The 16,892-nt window shown below is 62.2% G+C and carries 15 protein-coding genes and 1 pseudogene; 10 read left to right on the top strand and 6 right to left on the bottom strand.

Annotated elements, in window-relative coordinates; translation table 11 throughout:
• Positions 1-20: 20 nt before the first annotated feature.
• Entirely contained in the window at positions 21-1,841 is a 1,821-nt protein-coding gene (locus NKJ75_RS17175; protein WP_023835081.1) for an extracellular solute-binding protein, read from the bottom strand.
• 260 nt (positions 1,842-2,101) lie between these two features.
• Between NKJ75_RS17175 and NKJ75_RS17170 the strand changes: the two genes are divergently transcribed.
• Positions 2,102-2,722, top strand: a complete 621-nt coding sequence (locus NKJ75_RS17170; RefSeq protein WP_023835082.1) for an invasion associated locus B family protein — start codon at positions 2,102-2,104, stop codon at positions 2,720-2,722.
• An 81-nt stretch (positions 2,723-2,803) separates the two neighbouring features.
• Here NKJ75_RS17170 and hspQ read toward each other — a convergent pair whose 3' ends face one another.
• The gene (gene hspQ, locus NKJ75_RS17165) at positions 2,804-3,127 is read right to left on the bottom strand and encodes a heat shock protein HspQ (protein ID WP_023668971.1); all 324 of its coding nucleotides are present in this window, start codon (positions 3,125-3,127) and stop codon (positions 2,804-2,806) included.
• Between the two features lie 224 nt (positions 3,128-3,351).
• Here hspQ and NKJ75_RS17160 point away from each other — a divergent pair.
• Positions 3,352-4,315: pseudogene (locus tag NKJ75_RS17160) on the top strand (AEC family transporter).
• On the opposite strand, the gene NKJ75_RS17155 reads toward NKJ75_RS17160, so the two are convergent.
• A complete protein-coding gene (locus NKJ75_RS17155; RefSeq protein WP_023835083.1) occupies positions 4,292-5,503 on the bottom strand; it encodes a UbiH/UbiF family hydroxylase in 1,212 nt (403 codons plus the stop codon). The pseudogene NKJ75_RS17160 and the gene NKJ75_RS17155 sit on opposite strands and share 24 nt — an antisense overlap.
• A 95-nt stretch (positions 5,504-5,598) precedes the next feature.
• On the opposite strand from NKJ75_RS17155, the gene NKJ75_RS17150 reads away from it, so the two are divergent.
• The 8 genes from NKJ75_RS17150 to NKJ75_RS17115 all read left to right on the top strand — a co-directional run bounded on the left by NKJ75_RS17150 (position 5,599) and on the right by NKJ75_RS17115 (position 13,883).
• Complete coding sequence (locus NKJ75_RS17150; RefSeq protein ID WP_023835084.1) at positions 5,599-6,486, top strand: DUF2182 domain-containing protein; 888 nt, start codon at positions 5,599-5,601, stop codon at positions 6,484-6,486.
• A 14-nt stretch (positions 6,487-6,500) separates the two neighbouring features.
• On the top strand, positions 6,501-7,115 hold the full coding sequence (locus tag NKJ75_RS17145; protein WP_023835085.1) for a DUF1326 domain-containing protein: 615 nt from the start codon (positions 6,501-6,503) through the stop codon (positions 7,113-7,115).
• Positions 7,112-7,942, top strand: coding sequence for a phosphatidylcholine synthase (gene pcsA / locus NKJ75_RS17140; protein ID WP_023668966.1), 831 nt, complete (start codon positions 7,112-7,114; stop codon positions 7,940-7,942). Before NKJ75_RS17145 ends, pcsA begins: the two co-directional genes overlap by 4 nt.
• Before the next feature lie 17 nt (positions 7,943-7,959).
• Complete coding sequence (locus NKJ75_RS17135) at positions 7,960-8,937, top strand: quinone oxidoreductase family protein (RefSeq protein WP_023745058.1); 978 nt, start codon at positions 7,960-7,962, stop codon at positions 8,935-8,937.
• Positions 8,938-9,146: 209 nt separating this feature from the next.
• The gene (locus NKJ75_RS17130; RefSeq protein ID WP_352500008.1) at positions 9,147-10,724 is read left to right on the top strand and encodes an ABC transporter ATP-binding protein; all 1,578 of its coding nucleotides are present in this window, start codon (positions 9,147-9,149) and stop codon (positions 10,722-10,724) included.
• Entirely contained in the window at positions 10,721-11,845 is a 1,125-nt protein-coding gene (locus tag NKJ75_RS17125) for an ABC transporter permease (protein ID WP_027050893.1), read from the top strand. The genes NKJ75_RS17130 and NKJ75_RS17125 overlap by 4 nt, the downstream gene beginning before the upstream one ends.
• Entirely contained in the window at positions 11,845-12,765 is a 921-nt protein-coding gene (locus tag NKJ75_RS17120; RefSeq protein WP_023682526.1) for an ABC transporter permease, read from the top strand. The genes NKJ75_RS17125 and NKJ75_RS17120 overlap by 1 nt, the downstream gene beginning before the upstream one ends.
• A 50-nt stretch (positions 12,766-12,815) precedes the next feature.
• Complete coding sequence (locus NKJ75_RS17115; RefSeq protein ID WP_023682527.1) at positions 12,816-13,883, top strand: BMP family ABC transporter substrate-binding protein; 1,068 nt, start codon at positions 12,816-12,818, stop codon at positions 13,881-13,883.
• Positions 13,884-14,022: 139 nt separating this feature from the next.
• Here NKJ75_RS17115 and rimO read toward each other — a convergent pair whose 3' ends face one another.
• From rimO to NKJ75_RS17100, 3 genes are all read right to left on the bottom strand, one after another.
• Positions 14,023-15,336: a 30S ribosomal protein S12 methylthiotransferase RimO gene (gene rimO, locus NKJ75_RS17110; RefSeq protein ID WP_023691314.1), complete on the bottom strand. Its 1,314-nt coding sequence runs from the start codon at positions 15,334-15,336 to the stop codon at positions 14,023-14,025.
• A gap of 139 nt (positions 15,337-15,475) precedes the next feature.
• Positions 15,476-16,135 (bottom strand): TerC family protein, encoded by a 660-nt coding sequence (locus tag NKJ75_RS17105; RefSeq protein WP_023668959.1) that lies wholly within the window; start codon positions 16,133-16,135, stop codon positions 15,476-15,478.
• 261 nt (positions 16,136-16,396) lie between these two features.
• Positions 16,397-16,804: a DUF930 domain-containing protein gene (locus NKJ75_RS17100; RefSeq protein ID WP_032889884.1), complete on the bottom strand. Its 408-nt coding sequence runs from the start codon at positions 16,802-16,804 to the stop codon at positions 16,397-16,399.
• Between the last annotated feature and the right edge of the window lie 88 nt (positions 16,805-16,892).

Here is a 16,892-nt window from a genome sequence, read left to right as displayed (position 1 = left end):
GAGCATGATCTCGGCTACGCTCAGTTCGGCTTGCGCCACCATGTCGGCCATTGATAACCGAATATGGGAGTCTTTTTGGGATGATCCAGGTAATTCCAGTAAGCGAGCCATTGCTGCGCGTTGTACTGCATCGGCACCATGAAATTGCCGGAGATCAGCAATCGGTCGAGCACGCGCACGGCGGCGACATAGTCTTCCTTGGTCCGTGCTCTCAGCATCGCGTCGATCGCCGCGTCGACCGCCGGATCGGCGACGCCGGCCAGATTGAATGAACCTTCTCTTTTGGCCTCTGAAGAACCCCAGCGAAGGTTCTGCTCCATACCGGGCGACAGCGAGTTGCTGAACCCGCTCGACCCGACAAGAACCTCAAAGTCGAAACGCTGCTTGCGCGACTGGATCTGGTCGGCTTCGAGGCTGCGGATGGTCACCGCGATGCCGATCTTTTCCAGCGAGCGCTGATAAATGGCGGCAAAGCGTTCCTCGTCCTGCGAGGCGGTCAGGATCTCGAAACCGAAGGGAATTCCCTTTGGGTCCAGCAGGACACCATCCCTAACGGCGTAGCCCTGGCTCTTCAGCAGGTCGAACGCCACCTTCATCACCTTGCGGTCCTGGCCGGTGCCGTCATTCACCGGCGGGCGCCAGCTGCCGTCCATGACATCGGCCGGCACGCGGCCGGGGTAGGGCGCCAGCAGCGCCTTTTCCCTGTCGCTGGCGGGATGGCCGAGCGCGGAAAGTTCGGAATTCTGCCAGTAGCTCATCGTGCGCGTGTACTTGCCGCCGAACAGGTTCTTGTTAGCCCATTCGAAGTCGTAGAGCATGCCGAGCGCGCGCCGCACCTCCGGATTGGAAAACTTCTCCAGTCGCGTGTTGAACAGGAAGCCGGTCACCACGGGCGGTATGCCGGTGTCGAAGGTCTCGGCGATCACCTCGCCGCGATGAAAGGCGGGAAAATCGATATCGCGCTCGCGCTTGACCGGATCGCCCTCATCGTAAATGGCGCAGATGCCTTTCTTGAACGCTTCCGTCTTGGCATTGGCGTTGAGGAAGTACTCGATGGTGATCTGGTCGTAATTGTCGAAGCCGCGCTTGGAAGGGATGTCCTTGCCCCAGTAATTCGGGTTGCGCTTGAACACGATGCGCTGTCCCGGCTGCACCTTGTCGATGATGTAGGGACCGCTGCCGATCACCGGCTTCAACGTCGTCTTGTCGAAGGTATCCTTGTTGAAGGCGTGCTTTGGGATGATCGGCGTCAGCGCGATGATCAAGGGGGTCTCGCGATTGGCCTTGTCGTTGAAGGTGAAGCGCACGCTGTGATCGCCGGTCTTTTCGAGCTTGGCGATCAGGCTCATGCGATCCCTGTAGGGCGGGCGGCCCTTGTCGGTGAAGACATCGTAGGTGAACAGCACGTCATCCGGCGTCACCGGGTCGCCATCGGACCACTTTGCATTTGGGTTGAGATGGAACTCGATCCACTTGCGCTCGGGATCCATATCGGCTGTGTCTGCGAGCAGGCCATAGAGGCTGAAGGCCTCGTCGTAGTTGCGCATCATCAACGGCTCGAAGACGAGATTGCCGAAAATGAGGTCCTGCATGCCGCGCGCCGTGGTGCGCAGGCTCTTCAGGATGAACGGGTTCAGATTGTCGAAGCTGCCGACGACGCAGTAAGTGATGTTGCCGCCCTTGGGCGCATCGGGATTGACGTAGTCGAAATGCTGGTAGTCGGCTGGCAGCGCCGGCTCGCCCTGCATGGCGATGGCATGTTTCGGTTCCGACATCGCCACGCCGGGTGCAAAGGCGAAGAACGAAATTGCGGCGATCAGCCAAACAAGAATGCGGCCCATGACCGTCTCCTTACTGGGCGGCTTGATGATTCGGAGTGCACCCTAACATGGCGCTGCGGCGCTCCGGCCAGATACATCAACCCAAATCGCACGACCCAAATTGCGAGGCCAAGAATTGCAGGCGGCGGGCTGGATTCGGCTGCTCATGCAGTGTAACACGCGCTCCGAAGTCATTCTGTTGCCTCAATTCGGCAACAGGTAGCAGGACCACACGGCGCGAAGAAGCCGGTCCCGGGATCATTTGAGAGGAAATGCACGACATGACGAGCCTGAGCAACGCATACCGCCTTTCGGTCCTGGCCGCAGGCGTGGTCGGCTTTCTGGGCGCCGGACTTCCCACCGCTTCGGCACAGCAACAGATTCCGCAGGGTTGGTTCAAGGCCTGCACCAAGCAGGAAGATGTCGACATCTGCAATGTCCAGAACATCATTACTGCCGGCAACGGCCAGTTCGTCACCGGGGTCAGCCTGATCGAGTTGAAGGGCAAGGTAAACCGCAAGGTCTTCCAGGTCACGGTTCCCCCAGGTCGCCTGGTGCCCCCCGGCATCGCCCTGCAGATAGACGCCGGCAAGGCGACGAAGCTGGATTATGTCATTTGCTTCGCCGACCGTTGCGTTGCCGAAGTGCCGCTGACCGACGCGCTCGTCGCGTCCTTCAAGAAGGGACAGGCGATCACGCTGACCTCGATCAACTTCCAGAGTCAGCCAAATCCAATCAAGGTTGCCTTGACCGGCTTCAGCGGCGCCTTTGACGGCGCGCCGCTGCAGCAGTCGGACATCGAGGATCGGCAGAAAAAACTTCAGGATTTCGTCGTCAAGAACAACCAGGACTTCGCCAAGAAGCTCAAGGACGAGCAGGCCAAGGCCAAAGCCGCCAACTAATCGCCGGGACAGATACCGGAGCGACAAAAAGCGGGGTCATGCCCCGCTTTTTTGTTGTCGTCACGTCGATGCAAGGTGATGTCAGTGTCTCGACTGGCGTTTTGGCTCATAGCGTCCGTCGGGCCGCTTGTCGAACATCTCGCCGATCTGTGGATGCCGGACCGGTTCGCCCGATTGATCCTCGAGCAGGTTCTGCTCGGAGACATAGGCGATGTATTCGGTTTCCGAATTCTCGGCGAGCAGGTGATAGAACGGCTGGTCCTTGCGCGGCCGCACGTCGGCCGGGATGGCTTCGTACCATTCGTCGGTGTTGGCAAATTGCGGATCGACATCGAAAATGATGCCGCGGAACGGAAACAGCCGATGACGAACCACCTGTCCGATCGAAAATTTGGCCGTTTTCATCATACTCACCACTAAGCCTCTAGAGCGCCCGGCGTCCCCTCGAATGTGCGAAGAGCGCTCTAAGACTTTGAATTTACACACACCGTGGCCAAAAATCGAGCCCGACTTAGGTCTGGGATCAGGCTTTATTTGGCGCAGAAAGCGTGTCAGTTCAATGCCGAAGCGCTTGACGCCCGATGAAGCTACGGGCTAGCCCGGTCCCGGGGTTTCGGGCCAGGGCAAAAATGTCTGACATTGTCGGTCTTGTTCTTCCGTTCTTCGGGCTGATTTTCATCGGCTTTCTGGTCGCGCGCATCACCAGGCAGCCGCTGGAAGCGCTTGGCTGGATGAACACCTTCATCGTCTATGTCGCGCTTCCTGCCCTGTTCTTCCAATTGCTGGCCCGCACGCCGTTCGAACAGTTGACCGAATGGCGTTTCATCTTCGGCTCGGTGTTTTCCACCTACACGATCTTCTCGATCATGTTCGTCTGGTCGGTGACGGCGTCGCGCGGCGAGATAGCCCAGTCGACGATCAAGGCGCTGGCCGCGGCCTACGGCAATATCGGCTATATGGGGCCGGGGCTGGCGCTGCTCGCCTTCGGCGAACAAGCGGCGGTCCCCGTTGCGCTGATCTTCTGCTTCGAAAATATCATGCATTTCGCCATCGCGCCGATGATGATGGCGCTGTCGGGCGACGACAAGACATCGCCGTGGCGGCTCATCCTCGGCGTAGTCAGGAAAATCGTCCTGCACCCGTTCATCATCGCGACCGCGCTTGGCGTCGGCGCCGCCTATCTCGGCTTTCACCCACCGCAGCCGGTCGATCGCCTGCTCGAATATCTGTCTCGGGCGGCCGCCCCTTGCGCCCTGTTTGCCATGGGCGTGACGCTTGCGCTCCGGCCCCTCAACCGCGTGGCCGCATGAGTTGGCGTCGATCGCGGCGCTGAAGCTGATCCTGCATCCATCGCTCTGCTACGTCGTGCTGAGCTGGATCGGGAACTTTTCCGAAATCTGGGTTTTTTCAGCCGTGCTTTTGGCGGCATTACCGACCGCAACCAACGTCTTCGTCATCGCCCAGCAATATGGCGTCTGGGTGCAACGCGCGTCGGCCAGCGTGCTGATCACCACCTGCCTCTCGGTGCTGACGGTGACCGGGCTGCTCTACATGATCCGCCACGGCATCTTACCGCCGGACCTGTTTCCCTGAACCGCCGGTAAGCGCCGCAAAGCCGCTGCCCGGCCTCAAGCCTTCGCGCATGAAAAAGGCGCGCAGCGGCGCGAAACTGCCGAGCACATTGAGGCCGGCGCTGCGTGCCATCTGCGCCGGCAACATGTCCGACAGCAACGACATGTTAAGCAGGTTGACCGCGCCCGAACGCGCCAGAATGTCGGGACGGCGCCTGGAATCATAGGCGGCCAAAGCCCTTGCGGCGCCAGGGTCGCCGCGATTTTCGCGTGCGATTCCAATCAGATCCTCGACGTCCCTGATGCCGAGGTTTAGACCTTGGGCCCCGATCGGCGGGAACACATGTGCAGCCTCGCCGACCAGCGCCACACGGTTTTGCGCGAAGCGCCCCGGTGATGCCGCTGAAAGCGGGTAAATTTGTCGGCCGGGCTCGACCGACACCCGGCCCAGCATCGACTGCATCTGCTGCTCGACACGCTCGGAAAGCGTCGCGTCATCGAGTGCGGCGAGGTCCTTCGCCGCCTCCGGTTTCACCACCCAGACGAGGCTGGAGCGGTTGCCGGGCAGCGGCACCTGGGTGAACGGCCCGGTCTCTGTGTGGAACTCGGTCGAGGTGAAGCCGTGTTCGCTGCGATGGCCGAAATTCAGCACCAGCGCCGCTTGGCGGTAGGATCGCACCGAGGCCACTATGCCTGCCGCCTCGCGCGCCGGCGACAGGCGCCCATCGGCAGCGACCGCAAGCGCGGCCGAGACTTCGCGACCATCAGTCAAGACGGCATGCGCCTGATCGGCGTCCAGACGCCAACTCTCGACCATCGACGTCAGCCATTCGATGCCGGGATGGGCCGCGACGGACTTGGCCAGCGTCGGGTTCAGCGCACTGTTGGGCAGGTTGAGCCCGAACTGCTCCTCGCCGATCTCCATGGCGCGAAAAGTCACCACCGGGCTGCGGATCAGCCGGCTGGTCGCATCAACGATGCGCATCACCTTCAGCGGCGCGGCCTTCGGCGCAAGTTCGGCCAGCACGCCCAGCCGATTGAGAACCTTGAGAGCAGGGTTCATCAGCGCCGTGGTCCGGCCATCGGGCCCGCCTGCTTCGGGTCCGACCAGGGTTACCGGAAAGCCCGCCTCGGCGAAACCGAGCGCCGCGATCAGTCCGGCAGGGCCGCTGCCGGCTACCAGTATCCGTGCTGTCTCGCGATGATCCAAATTGGACTTCCAGTTTGCGATGCAGGTGTCTACCCATGGATATAGGTCAGACCATGCGGCTTGATCAACGCGGCGATTAGGCTCATTCGGTTGTCATGACCGGCCAGCAGGACGATTTCAGCCATCTCGACCGCGCCGGCCGCGCCACGGCAAGCCTGGCCCGCAGCCCCCGCCTGACGGTCAACATCGCCATCGCCGGCGGCATTCTGCTCGCCTGGTTCATTCTCGGCGCCATGGCGATCCGCGGCGCCGAAGCCCGGCTCCCCGGCGTACCAGGCCATGTGGTCCTGCGATATCTGCCGCAACTGCCGCTGCCGGATGTCCTCGACCGCTTCTTCGGCATGTGCCTGACGCCCGCACCACTTGATGCCGGCGGCGCACCGGTTCTGGCGCTGATCGTGATGTGGTTTTTGATGGCCGTGGCGACGATGCTGCCGTCGGCGGCGCCGATGATCCGTACCTATTGTGAAATCGCCGACACCGCCCGCATCAAGGGCGAGCCGGTGGCCCATCCGCTGGTCCTGGCTGCCGGCTACCTCTCGACATGGCTTGTCGCCTCTATCGGCTTCGCGGTGCTGACGTTGCTCGTCCACGCATTTACGTCCTCCGCTCGATTGCTCGATCCGGTGAGCGGCCTTGCCGCGGCGGCCGCGCTGCTGGTTGCCGGCCTCTACCAGTTCAGCAGCCTCAAGCAGGCCTGCCTGACAAAATGCCGGAACCCGTTCTCGACACTGTTTTCCAACTGGAGCGCGGAGCCGGGTGGCATCTTCCGGCTAGGGCTGAAGCAGGGCCTGTGGTGCCTCGGCTGCTGCTGGGCGCTGATGCTGGTGATGTTTGCCGTCGGCGCGATGAACGTGTTCTGGATGGCGCTGATCGGCCTGTTCACCTTGATCGAAAAACAGACCACCGGCAGCCTTCCAACCCGAGTGGCCGGTGCGATACTGCTTGTCTGGGTAGTCGCCCTGCTAGTAGTCTCGGCATGACGGGGGAGAATTCCATGGCAGAGCAAGGCTGGGCAATGAAAGGAGAGCTCGTACTCTCCTGCAATTGCACGGTTTTTTGTCCTTGCGTGCTGTCGCTTGGCAGCCATCCGCCGACGGAGGGTTATTGTCAGACCTGGGCGGGCTTCCGCATCGACGCAGGCCATTTCGGCGAGGTCGACCTGTCCGGCCTCAATCTCGGTCTGGTCATGGAAATCCCCGGCTTTATGAGCCGCGGCAACTGGACCGCAGGCCTGTTCATCGACAAGCGCGCCTCCGTCTACGCGGTGAAAGCGCTGACCAGGATCTTCACCGGGAAGGCCGGCGGAACAACCTCGCTGTTGTCGATCCTTGTCGGCAAGTTCCTCGGTGTCGAGCAGGTGCCGATCACCTACGAGACGCGTGACAAGACCCGCATTTTCCAGATACCGAAGATCATCGACGGGGCGGTCACACCGATTCCCGGCAAGGATCGCGAGAAGGATACCGTGATCGGCAACTCGGAATACTGGATCGCGCCGGAGATCATCGTGGCCAGGTCCGACAAGAGCAAGATGCGGGCTTTCGGCCGCAACTGGAACTTTGCCGGCCGCTCGGCCGAAATCTGCAAACTGGATTGGCGGGGCCCGTGAGCAAGAACACAACGGCCAGAAACGCCGCCAAAAAGATCACCGACCGGATTCCGAGGCCGAAGAAAAAGGTCACCTGGCCGCAGGCGCGGGCATTCTCGGTGCATCTGTTGACCGCGTCTGGCTCGTTCCTGGCCTTCCTGTCGCTGGTGGCGGCAAGCGAGCAACGCTGGACGGCGATGTTCTGGTGGCTGGGGCTGGCGCTGTTCGTCGACGGCATAGACGGGCCGATCGCCCGCAAGCTCGAGGTCAAGGAGATTTTGCCGACCTGGTCGGGCGAACTCCTCGACAACATCATCGACTATGTCACCTACGTGCTGATCCCGGCCTTCGCACTCTACCAGCGCGGCTTCATGGGCGAAGGGCTGTCGTTCCTGTCGGCGGCCATCATCGTGGTGTCCAGCGCCATCTATTATGCCGACACCGGAATGAAGACGAAGGAGAACTTCTTCAAAGGCTTTCCGGTCGTCTGGAACATGGTCGTGTTCACGCTGTTCGTCATCGAGCCGGGACAGTGGGTGTCCTTCGGCGTCGTCGTGGCGGCCGGCATCCTCACCTTCGTGCCGATCAACTTCATTCACCCCGTGCGGGTGGTGCGGCTGCGGCCAATTAATCTTGGCATGACGCTGCTCTGGTGTGCTTTCGGTGCGCTGGCGCTGGCGCAGGCGGCCCTTGCCGCCTTCTACGACCAGATCGGCGTTTTGGGCGAACAGGTCAGCGTCTTTACCAAGGTCGGCATCACCATCACCGGACTTTACCTCGCCTGCATCGGCGGTATCATGCAGTTCTTCCCCAAACTCGGCGCCAAGCCGGACACTAAGAAAGCCTGACCGCAGGAAAGCCCACAATGTCCAAAGCAGTCCGTATCCACGCCCATGGCGGTCCGGAAGTCCTGACCTATGAAGACGCCGATCCGGGACAACCCGGCGCCGGGCAGATCCTGGTCAGGCACACCGCGATCGGCCTCAATTTCATCGATGTCTATCACCGCATCGGCCTCTATCCGCCGCCCGGCGGCTTCCCGCTGATCCCCGGCGGCGAGGCGGCAGGTGTGGTTCTCGAGGTCGGTGCAGGCATCGACTGGCTGAAGCCGGGCGACCGCATCGCCTATGCCGTCAACGTCGGCGCCTATGCCGAACAGCGCGTCGTCGCCGCCGACCGCGTCGTCAAGGTGCCGGACCGCATCAGCGACGAACAGGCCGCCGGCATGATGCTTAAAGGCATGACGGCGGAGTATCTGTTGCGCCGGACCTTCAAGGTGAAGGCAGGCGACACCATCCTGTTCCATGCCGCCGCCGGCGGCGTCGGGCTGATCCTGGGACAATGGGCAAAACATCTCGGCGCCACCGTGATCGGCACGGCAAGCTCAACCGATAAGATCGAGCTCGCCAAGGCGCATGGCTTCGGCCATGTCATCAACTACAAGGAGCAGGATTTCGTCGCCGGCGTCGCCGCCATAACCGACGGCAAGAAATGTGACGTCGTCTACGATTCGGTCGGCAACGACACATTCCCGGCCTCGCTCGACTGTCTGAAGCCGCTCGGCATGTTCGTCTCTTTCGGTCAGTCCTCTGGACCGATCCCGCCATTTTCGATGTCGCTGCTGGCGCAGAAGGGCTCGCTGTTCGCTACCAGGCCGACTTTGTTCGTCTACAACGCCAAGCGTGAAGACCTCGAAGTCTCCGCCGCGGCATTGTTCGACGTGGTGTTGAGCGGTGCGGTCGAGATCAAGATCAACCAGCGTTATGCTCTGAAGGACGCCGGCAAGGCGCAAGCCGATCTCGAAGGGCGCAAGACCACGGGCACGACCATACTGATCCCCTGATCTGCCTTGCTTTCAGCGTTTTGCCGCGACGCCAGGCACTGTTTGCACGAAAAACCGGGCGATCGGTCTGTTGTACGAAGCAGGTCAGTCTTTACCCCTTGAGTTTCCGCTGAAATTCTTGAAGCTCTTTCAAGGTGGGTGCTGCTTTCGCACGAGAGCGGCCAGCGCATACCATGCTGGCGGGAACACAGAACATGTCCGGGAACCGGATGGGAGGCACTGTGAGTGCAGATCATGATGGAGCGAACCTGCTTGAGGTTCGTGGCCTGACCAAGATATTCGGCACGCTGACGGCGTGCGATCATATCGACCTCAACATCGCCAAGGGCGAGATCCACGCGCTGCTTGGCGAAAACGGCGCCGGCAAGTCGACGCTGGTCAAGATGCTGTTCGGCTCGCTGGAGCCCAATTCCGGCGAGATATTATGGAACGGCGAAGCGGTGCGGATCACCAGTCCGGGCATGGCGAAGAAGCTCGGCATCGGCATGGTGTTTCAGCACTTTTCGCTGTTCGAGGCGCTGACCGCGGCCGAGAATATCGCTCTGTCTCTGGATGACGGCTCACCGATCAGCTCGATCGCGGCCAAGGCGAGGGCGCTTTCCTTCAGCTATGGCCTGCCGCTCGATCCGGACTCGCTGGTCGGCGATCTCTCGGTCGGCGAACGCCAGCGCATCGAGATCATCCGCTGCCTGTTGCAGACGCCGCAGCTCATCATCCTCGACGAGCCGACCTCGGTGCTGACGCCGCAGGAAGCCGACAAGCTGTTCGAGACGCTGGAGCGCCTGCGCTCCGAGGGCAAATCCATCCTCTACATTTCGCACCGGCTGGAAGAGGTCAAACGCATTTGCGACCGCGCCACCGTGCTGCGTCACGGCAAGGTCGTCGGCCATTGCAATCCGCGCGAGGAAACGGCTTCGTCGCTGGCCCGCATGATGGTCGGTAACGAGGTGAAGGCCGTGGTGCGTGCGCCGGCCGAAGGCATCGAGACCGCGCAGCCGCTGCTCGAAATCCGCGCCCTCAGCCGCAAGCCGGCAACGCCGTTTTCGATTCCGCTGAAGAATATCAACCTCACTGTGCGCGCCGGCGAGGTGATCGGCATTGCCGGTGTCGCCGGCAACGGCCAGGGCGAGTTCTTCGAATCCGTCTCCGGCGAGGTGCTGCAGCAGGACGCCGCATCCGTGCGCATCCGCGGCAAGGATGCCGGCTCGCTCTCGATCACAGGCCGGCGGCTGATGGGCGCTGCCTTCGTGCCGGAAGAACGCCTCGGCCATGGCGCGGCGCCACGCATGAAGCTTTCGGAAAACCTGCTTCTGTCGCGGCACGCCACCGACGGCAAGGTTTTTGTCGGCGTCGGCGGCGCCGTCAAAAGCGGTGCGGTCTATGCCGCCGCCCAGCGCATCATCGTGGCGATGGATGTGCGCAAGAGCGCGCCCGATCCGGAAGCTGCGGCCCTTTCGGGCGGCAATCTGCAGAAATTCATCGTCGGTCGCGAACTCGACCGCAGCCCTGCCGTCATGGTCGTCAACCAACCCACCTGGGGCGTCGACGCCGGCGCCGCCGCTCATATCCGCCAGGCGCTGATCGAACTGGCGCGCAGTGGCTCGGCGGTTCTGGTCATCAGCCAGGACCTCGATGAGCTGTTCGAGATTTCGGACGCGATCGCGGTCATGCACAATGGCGAATTGTCGAAGCCGCTGCCGATCGCCGAGGCCACTTTCGAGAAGATCGGCCTGTTGATGGGCGGCGCCGAGCCCGGCCACGCCGAACATGGTCTGGAGACGGCATGATGCGCCTCGAACTCGTCAAACGCCCACAGCGCTCGATGCTGTTTTCGGCGCTGTCGCCTTTCATCGCCTTCGCTCTGACGATCATCGCCGGCGCGGTTCTGTTCGCGCTGCTCGGCGTCAACCCGCTGACTGCTTTCGGGATTTACTTCATCGAGCCGATCAGCCAGGTCTGGCAGCTGCATGAGCTGGCGATCAAGGCCGCGCCGTTGATCCTGATCGCGGTCGGCCTGTCCGTCTGCTACAAGGCCAACATCTGGAACATCGGCGCCGAGGGACAGTTCATCCTCGGCGGCATTTTCGGCTCGGCCATTCCGGTGCTGTTTCCCGGGTTCGAAGGCCCGCTGGTGCTGCCGCTGATGCTGTTGTTCGGCATGGTCGGCGGCGCCGCCTACGCTGCAATCCCGGCTCTCTTAAAGACGCGCTTCGGCACCAACGAAATCCTGACCAGCCTGATGCTGGTCTATGTCGCCCAGCTTTTCCTCGACTGGCTGGTGCGCGGTCCCTGGCGCGATCCGCAGGGCCACGGCTTCCCGCAGACGATCCAGTTCAACGACTCGGCGGTGCTGCCGGAACTGATGCCGGATGCCGGCCGCGCAAATTGGGGTTTTGTCTTCGCTCTCATCGCAGCCGTGCTGATCTGGGTGCTGATGAGCCGCCTGCTCAAGGGTTTTGAGGTCCGCGTGCTCGGCTCCAGCCCGAGGGCAGGGCGCTTCGCCGGTTTCGGCCTCAACCGCATGGTGTTCTTCGCCTTCCTGCTGTCAGGCGCGCTGGCTGGGCTTGCCGGCATTTCGGAAGTCTCCGGCGCCATCGGCCAGCTCCAGCCGGTGATCTCGCCCGGCTACGGCTTCACCGCCATTATTGTCGCGTTCCTCGGCCGGCTCAATCCGCTCGGCATTGTCGCCGCCGGCCTGGTGCTGGCGTTGACCTATCTCGGCGGCGAGGCGGTGCAGAGCGCGCTCGGCATTTCCGACAAAGTGGCACGCGTGTTCCAGGGCATGCTTTTGTTCTTCGTGCTCGGCTGCGACACGCTCATCCACTATCGCATCCGTCTGGTCGGCATGGCGCTGACGAAAAGCGCGGCGAAGCTTGAAGCCGCGCCGAAGTTGAAGGAAGCCCGCTGATGGACATCGCCGTCAACATCCTTTTGACCATCGCCACGGCGGCGACGCCGCTTTTAATAGCGGCCATCGGCGAACTGGTGGTCGAGCGCTCCGGCGTGCTCAACCTCGGCGTCGAAGGCATGATGATCATGGGCGCCGTCGGCGGCTTCGGAGCCGGCTATCTCACGGGATCGCCCTGGATGGGCCTGTTGGCGGCAATTGCCATGGGCGCGGTGTTCTCGCTGCTGTTTGCGGTGATGACGCTGTCGCTCGCCACCAATCAGGTGGCGACCGGCCTGTCGTTGACGCTGCTCGGCCTCGGCCTTTCCGGCATGATGGGGACCAGCTTCGTCGGCCAGCCCGGCGAGCGGCTGCCAAACCTCTACGTTCCGGTGCTCACCGACATTCCCGTGGTCGGCAGGCTGTTGTTCGGCCAGGACCCGATCTTCTACATCTCGATCGCGCTGACGGCGGCCGTCATGTGGTTCCTGTTCAAGACCCGCACCGGCCTCACTCTGCGCTCGATCGGCGACAGCCACACATCGGCGCATGCGCTCGGCATCAAGGTCATCCGCTACCGCTATCTCGCGGTCATCTTCGGCGGCGCCTGCGCCGGCCTTGCCGGCGGCCATCTGTCGCTGGTCTACACGCCGCAATGGGTGGAGAACATGAGCGCGGGCCGCGGCTGGATCGCGCTGGCGCTGGTCGTCTTCGCCTCCTGGCGGCCGTGGCGCGTGCTCGCCGGCGCCTACATCTTCGGCGCGGTGTGGATCGGCCAGCTTCATGCACAGGCATTTGGCATTCCGGTGCCTTCGCAGCTGCTTTCTTCTCTGCCCTATCTGGCAACCGTCGTGGTTCTCGTTCTAATCTCGCGCAACAAGCGTCTGACGATGATGAACACGCCGGCTTCCTTGGGGCAGCCATTCGTTCCGGATCGTTGACAACAAAAACAAACGGGAAGCTCCAAGGCTAAACTCAGAGAGGTAACACAATGAAAAAACTGCTTATTGCGTTGATGACCACGACCGCCGCCATGTCACTGGCGGCGTCCGCGCAGGCCGCCGACAAGTTGAAGGCATGCTGGGTCTACACCGGCCCGATCGGCGACTTCGGCTATTCCTACCAGCACGACCAGGGCCGCCTCGAGGTGGAAAAGGCGCTCGGCGACAAGGTCGAAACCGCCTATCTCGAGAACGTCTCGGAAGGTCCCGATGCCGACCGCGCTTTCGAGCGTCTGGCGCGCGAAGGCTGCAAGATCATCTTCGGCACCTCTTTCGGCTTCATGGACCCGGAAGTGAAGGTCGCCAAGAAGTTCCCCAAAGTGATGTTCGAGCACGCCACCGGCTACAAGACCGCTGACAATCTCGGCATCTACAATGCGCGCTTCTATGAAGGCCGCTATGTGCTCGGCCAGATCGCCGCCAAGGAATCGAAGGCAGGGGTCGCCGGCTATATCGTTTCCTTCCCGATCCCCGAAGTGGTGATGGGTATCAACTCCTTCATGCTCGGCGCGCAGTCGGTCAACCCGAACTTCAAGGCCAAGATCGTCTGGGTGAACTCCTGGTTCGATCCGGGCAAGGAAGCTGACGCGGCCAAGGCACTGTTCGATCAGGGCGCCGACATCATCGTTCAGCACACCGATTCCACCGCTGCCTTGCAGGTGGCGGAAGAGCGCAAGCTGCACGGCTTCGGCCAGTCCTCCGACATGATCAAGTTCGCGCCGAACGCGCAGCTGACCTCGCTGACGGACGAATGGGGGCCGTACTACATCAGCCGCGTTCAGGCAGCGCTCGACGGCACCTGGAAGCCGGACAATGTCTGGCTCGGCATCAAGGACGGCGCCGTCAAGCTGGCGCCCTTCACCAACATGCCGGACGATGTGAAGGCGATGGCCGAGGCAACCGCCAAGAAAATCGCAGATGGCTGGAACCCCTTCACCGGACCGGTCGCCAAGCAGGACGGCACGCCGTGGCTCAAGGACGGCGAAGTCGCCGACGACGGCACGCTGCTCGGCATGAACTTCTATGTGAAGGGCGTCGACGACAAGTTGCCGCAGTAAATATCGGAAACGCAAAGGAGAAGGGGCGCCGCGCGGCGCCCTTTTTCATTTCGCGGGCTGCACGCTTCGACTGCGAAACCGCGCCGAGGGCTGTGCCAAAAATCCGAGGGCGCCGGGAGGCGCCCTTTTTGGTAATTTTCTAAACCGCCGAGCCGTAAAGGTCGTAGGCGTCGGCGCGGTCGATCTTGACCGTGACGATGTCGCCTTGGCGCAGCGGGCGGCGCGACTGGATATGCACCGAACCGTCGATCTCGGGCGCGTCGTATTTTGTCCGGCCCTTGGCAGACGTGCCATGCGCCTCGTCGATCAGCACCGGCAGGCGCTTGCCGACCTTCTTGGCCAGCTGCGTCGCCGAGATCTTCTGCTGGCGCTGCATGAAGCGATGCCAGCGCGCTTCCTTGATCTCCTGCGGCACCTGTTCGAGGCCGAGATCGTTGGAGCGGGCGCCGCGGACCGGCTCGTATTTAAAGCAGCCGGCGCGATCGATCCTGGCCTCGTCCAGCCAGTCGAGCAGCATCTCGAAATCCTCGTCGGTCTCGCCGGGGAAACCGACGATGAAGGTCGAGCGTATCGCCAGATCCGGGCACACCTCGCGCCAGCCGCGAATGCGCTCCAGCGTCTTTTCGCCATGGGCTGGACGGCGCATGTTCTTCAGCACCTGCGGCGAGGCGTGCTGGAAGGGGATGTCCAGATAGGGAAGGATTTTTCCATCCGCCATTAGCGGGATGACATCGGCGACATGCGGGTAGGGGTAGACATAGTGCATGCGTACCCAGATGCCGAGCTTGCCCAGCTCCTCCGAAAGGTCGAGGAATTTCGCCCGCACTTCGCGGTCGCCGAACATCGACGTCTGGTACTTGATGTCGATGCCGTAGGCGCTGGTGTCCTGCGAGATGACCAGCAGTTCCTTGACGCCGGCCTTGGCCAGCTTCTCGGCCTCGCGCAGCACATCGGCCGCCGGGCGCGAGACGAGGTCGCCGCGCAGTGCCGGAATGATGCAGAAGGTGCAGCGGTTGTTGCAGCCTTCGGAAATCTTGAGATAGGCGTAGTGGCGCGGCGTCAGCTTGACGCCTTGCGGCGGCAGAAGGTCGATATAGGGATCGTGGCTGGGCGGCGCCGCCTCATGCACCGCGGCCATCACGCTCTCATAGGCCTGCGGGCCGGTGATGGCGAGGACGTTGGGGTGTTTCTCTCGTATGACGTCCGGCTCGGCGCCGAGGCAGCCGGTGACGATCACCCGGCCGTTTTCCGAAAGCGCCGAACCAATGGCGTTGAGCGATTCGTCGCGGGCCGAATCGAGAAAGCCGCAGGTGTTGACGACGACAAGGTCGGCGCCGTCATGCTTGCGCGCGATCTCATAGCCTTCGGCGCGCAGGCGCGTGATGATGCGCTCGGAATCCACAAGCGCCTTCGGGCATCCAAGGCTGACGAAACTGACGCGAGGCGCAGACATGAGAAACATTCCGGGTTTTTCGGGATCGGCGGCCAGTACCACACTTATTGCGGCATTGGTATGGGCAGCGGCTGCGGCGAACGCGACCACTGCCTCCGGCAGATACCCGTAATATACAGAAGCTGTAGGACCGGCAGAGTCAGCTCACCACAGGACTGACATGCGGCCAGACCTCGACAACGCCGCGATAGACCATATCGATCGCGACGTAGAGAATGATCAGCAGGCCGACATAAGCGATCCAGCGGTGGCGGTGCAGCAGCTTGGCAATGAAGCTCGCGGCCAAGCCCATCAAGGCGATCGACAGCACCAGGCCTATGACAAGCACCGGAAAATGATCGCGCGCCGCACCGGCGACCGCCAGCACATTGTCCAGCGACATCGAAACATCGGCGACGACGATCTGCAGGGCCGCCTGGCCGAGCGTCTTGCGCGGCGCCTTGCCACCTACCGTTCTGTCGCTGTTGAGGTCGGAATCGGAGAGCGCCTCGGTCGCCTCGAACTCGTCGGCATGCGACGTCCGCAGCTCGCGCCACATCTTCCAGCACACCCACAACAAAAGGATGCCGCCGGCCAGCAGCAGGCCGACAATGGCAAGAAGCTTGACGGTGACGGCGGCAAACAGGATGCGCAGCACAGTCGCCGCCAACACGCCGATCAGGATGGCTTTCTTGCGCTGCTCGACCGGCAGGCCGGCGGCGGCAAGGCCGATGACGATGGCATTGTCGCCGGCAAGCACCAGATCGATGGCGATGACCTGGAGGAGGGCCGTCATGCTTGCAGCGCTGAAAATGTCCATCGACCGGAGCCCCTTGCTGTATCGGCGTGTTCGTCGTCGGATATGCCGACGCCCTAACGTGTATGGTTCCCGCGCGTCAAGAGACTGCCGGCGCAATTCCAGGAAAAGTGCGTAGCGGTTTTCCGTCCGGAATCATGCAAAAACAAAGAGTTAGAGTGGGTCAGCGCTCTATAAAAAGCTGAACCGCTCCAACGGCCGACGCTGAAAGCCACGGGAATAGGGAAGGTCGTTCTGCCAGAGAGAATTCTGGTCGCAGCGAATTCAGTCGTAGAGATTGTACTTCGCCCAGTCGGCTTCCGGAATCTCGTCGCCGATGCGGTAACGGAACTGCAGGACCTCCATATGGTCAGGCGCCGTCTCGCATTTGAACTTCAGCCGGTACCACTGCCCCTTGCTGCGGAAGGCAGCGCCCGGGCTGCGGATGGCATCGGCCTTCATTTCCGGCGTCGCGAAGGCGTAGGCGACGACGCGGTCTGCCTTGTACTTGTGGTCGTCATGGCTGATGCGGTCGAGCACTTCGGCGTCGCATCTCTGCTCCAGCCGGGTCTCCGGGTCGAGTTTCAGCAGGCCGGCGCGCAGGGCGGCGTCCATCGCGTGGGCGGGCCAGGCCAGCGTCACCGAGGCCAGCGCCGCAAGGAATAGTTTTTTCATGGGCGGGAGAACGACCATAACTCGCGTGAAAAATCAACCGGAGTGCCATTTTGGGGCAGCCGGATATGCGCGGAAATCGTCGTTGGCCGGGCAGGGTGTCTTGACG

Origin of the sequence: Mesorhizobium sp. M0058, from assembly GCF_040323095.1 — a bacterium.
Classification (GTDB): Bacteria; Pseudomonadota; Alphaproteobacteria; order Rhizobiales; family Rhizobiaceae; genus Mesorhizobium.
Note: the sequence above shows the minus strand (reverse complement) of the source record. Positions and strands in the feature narration are given on the sequence as shown.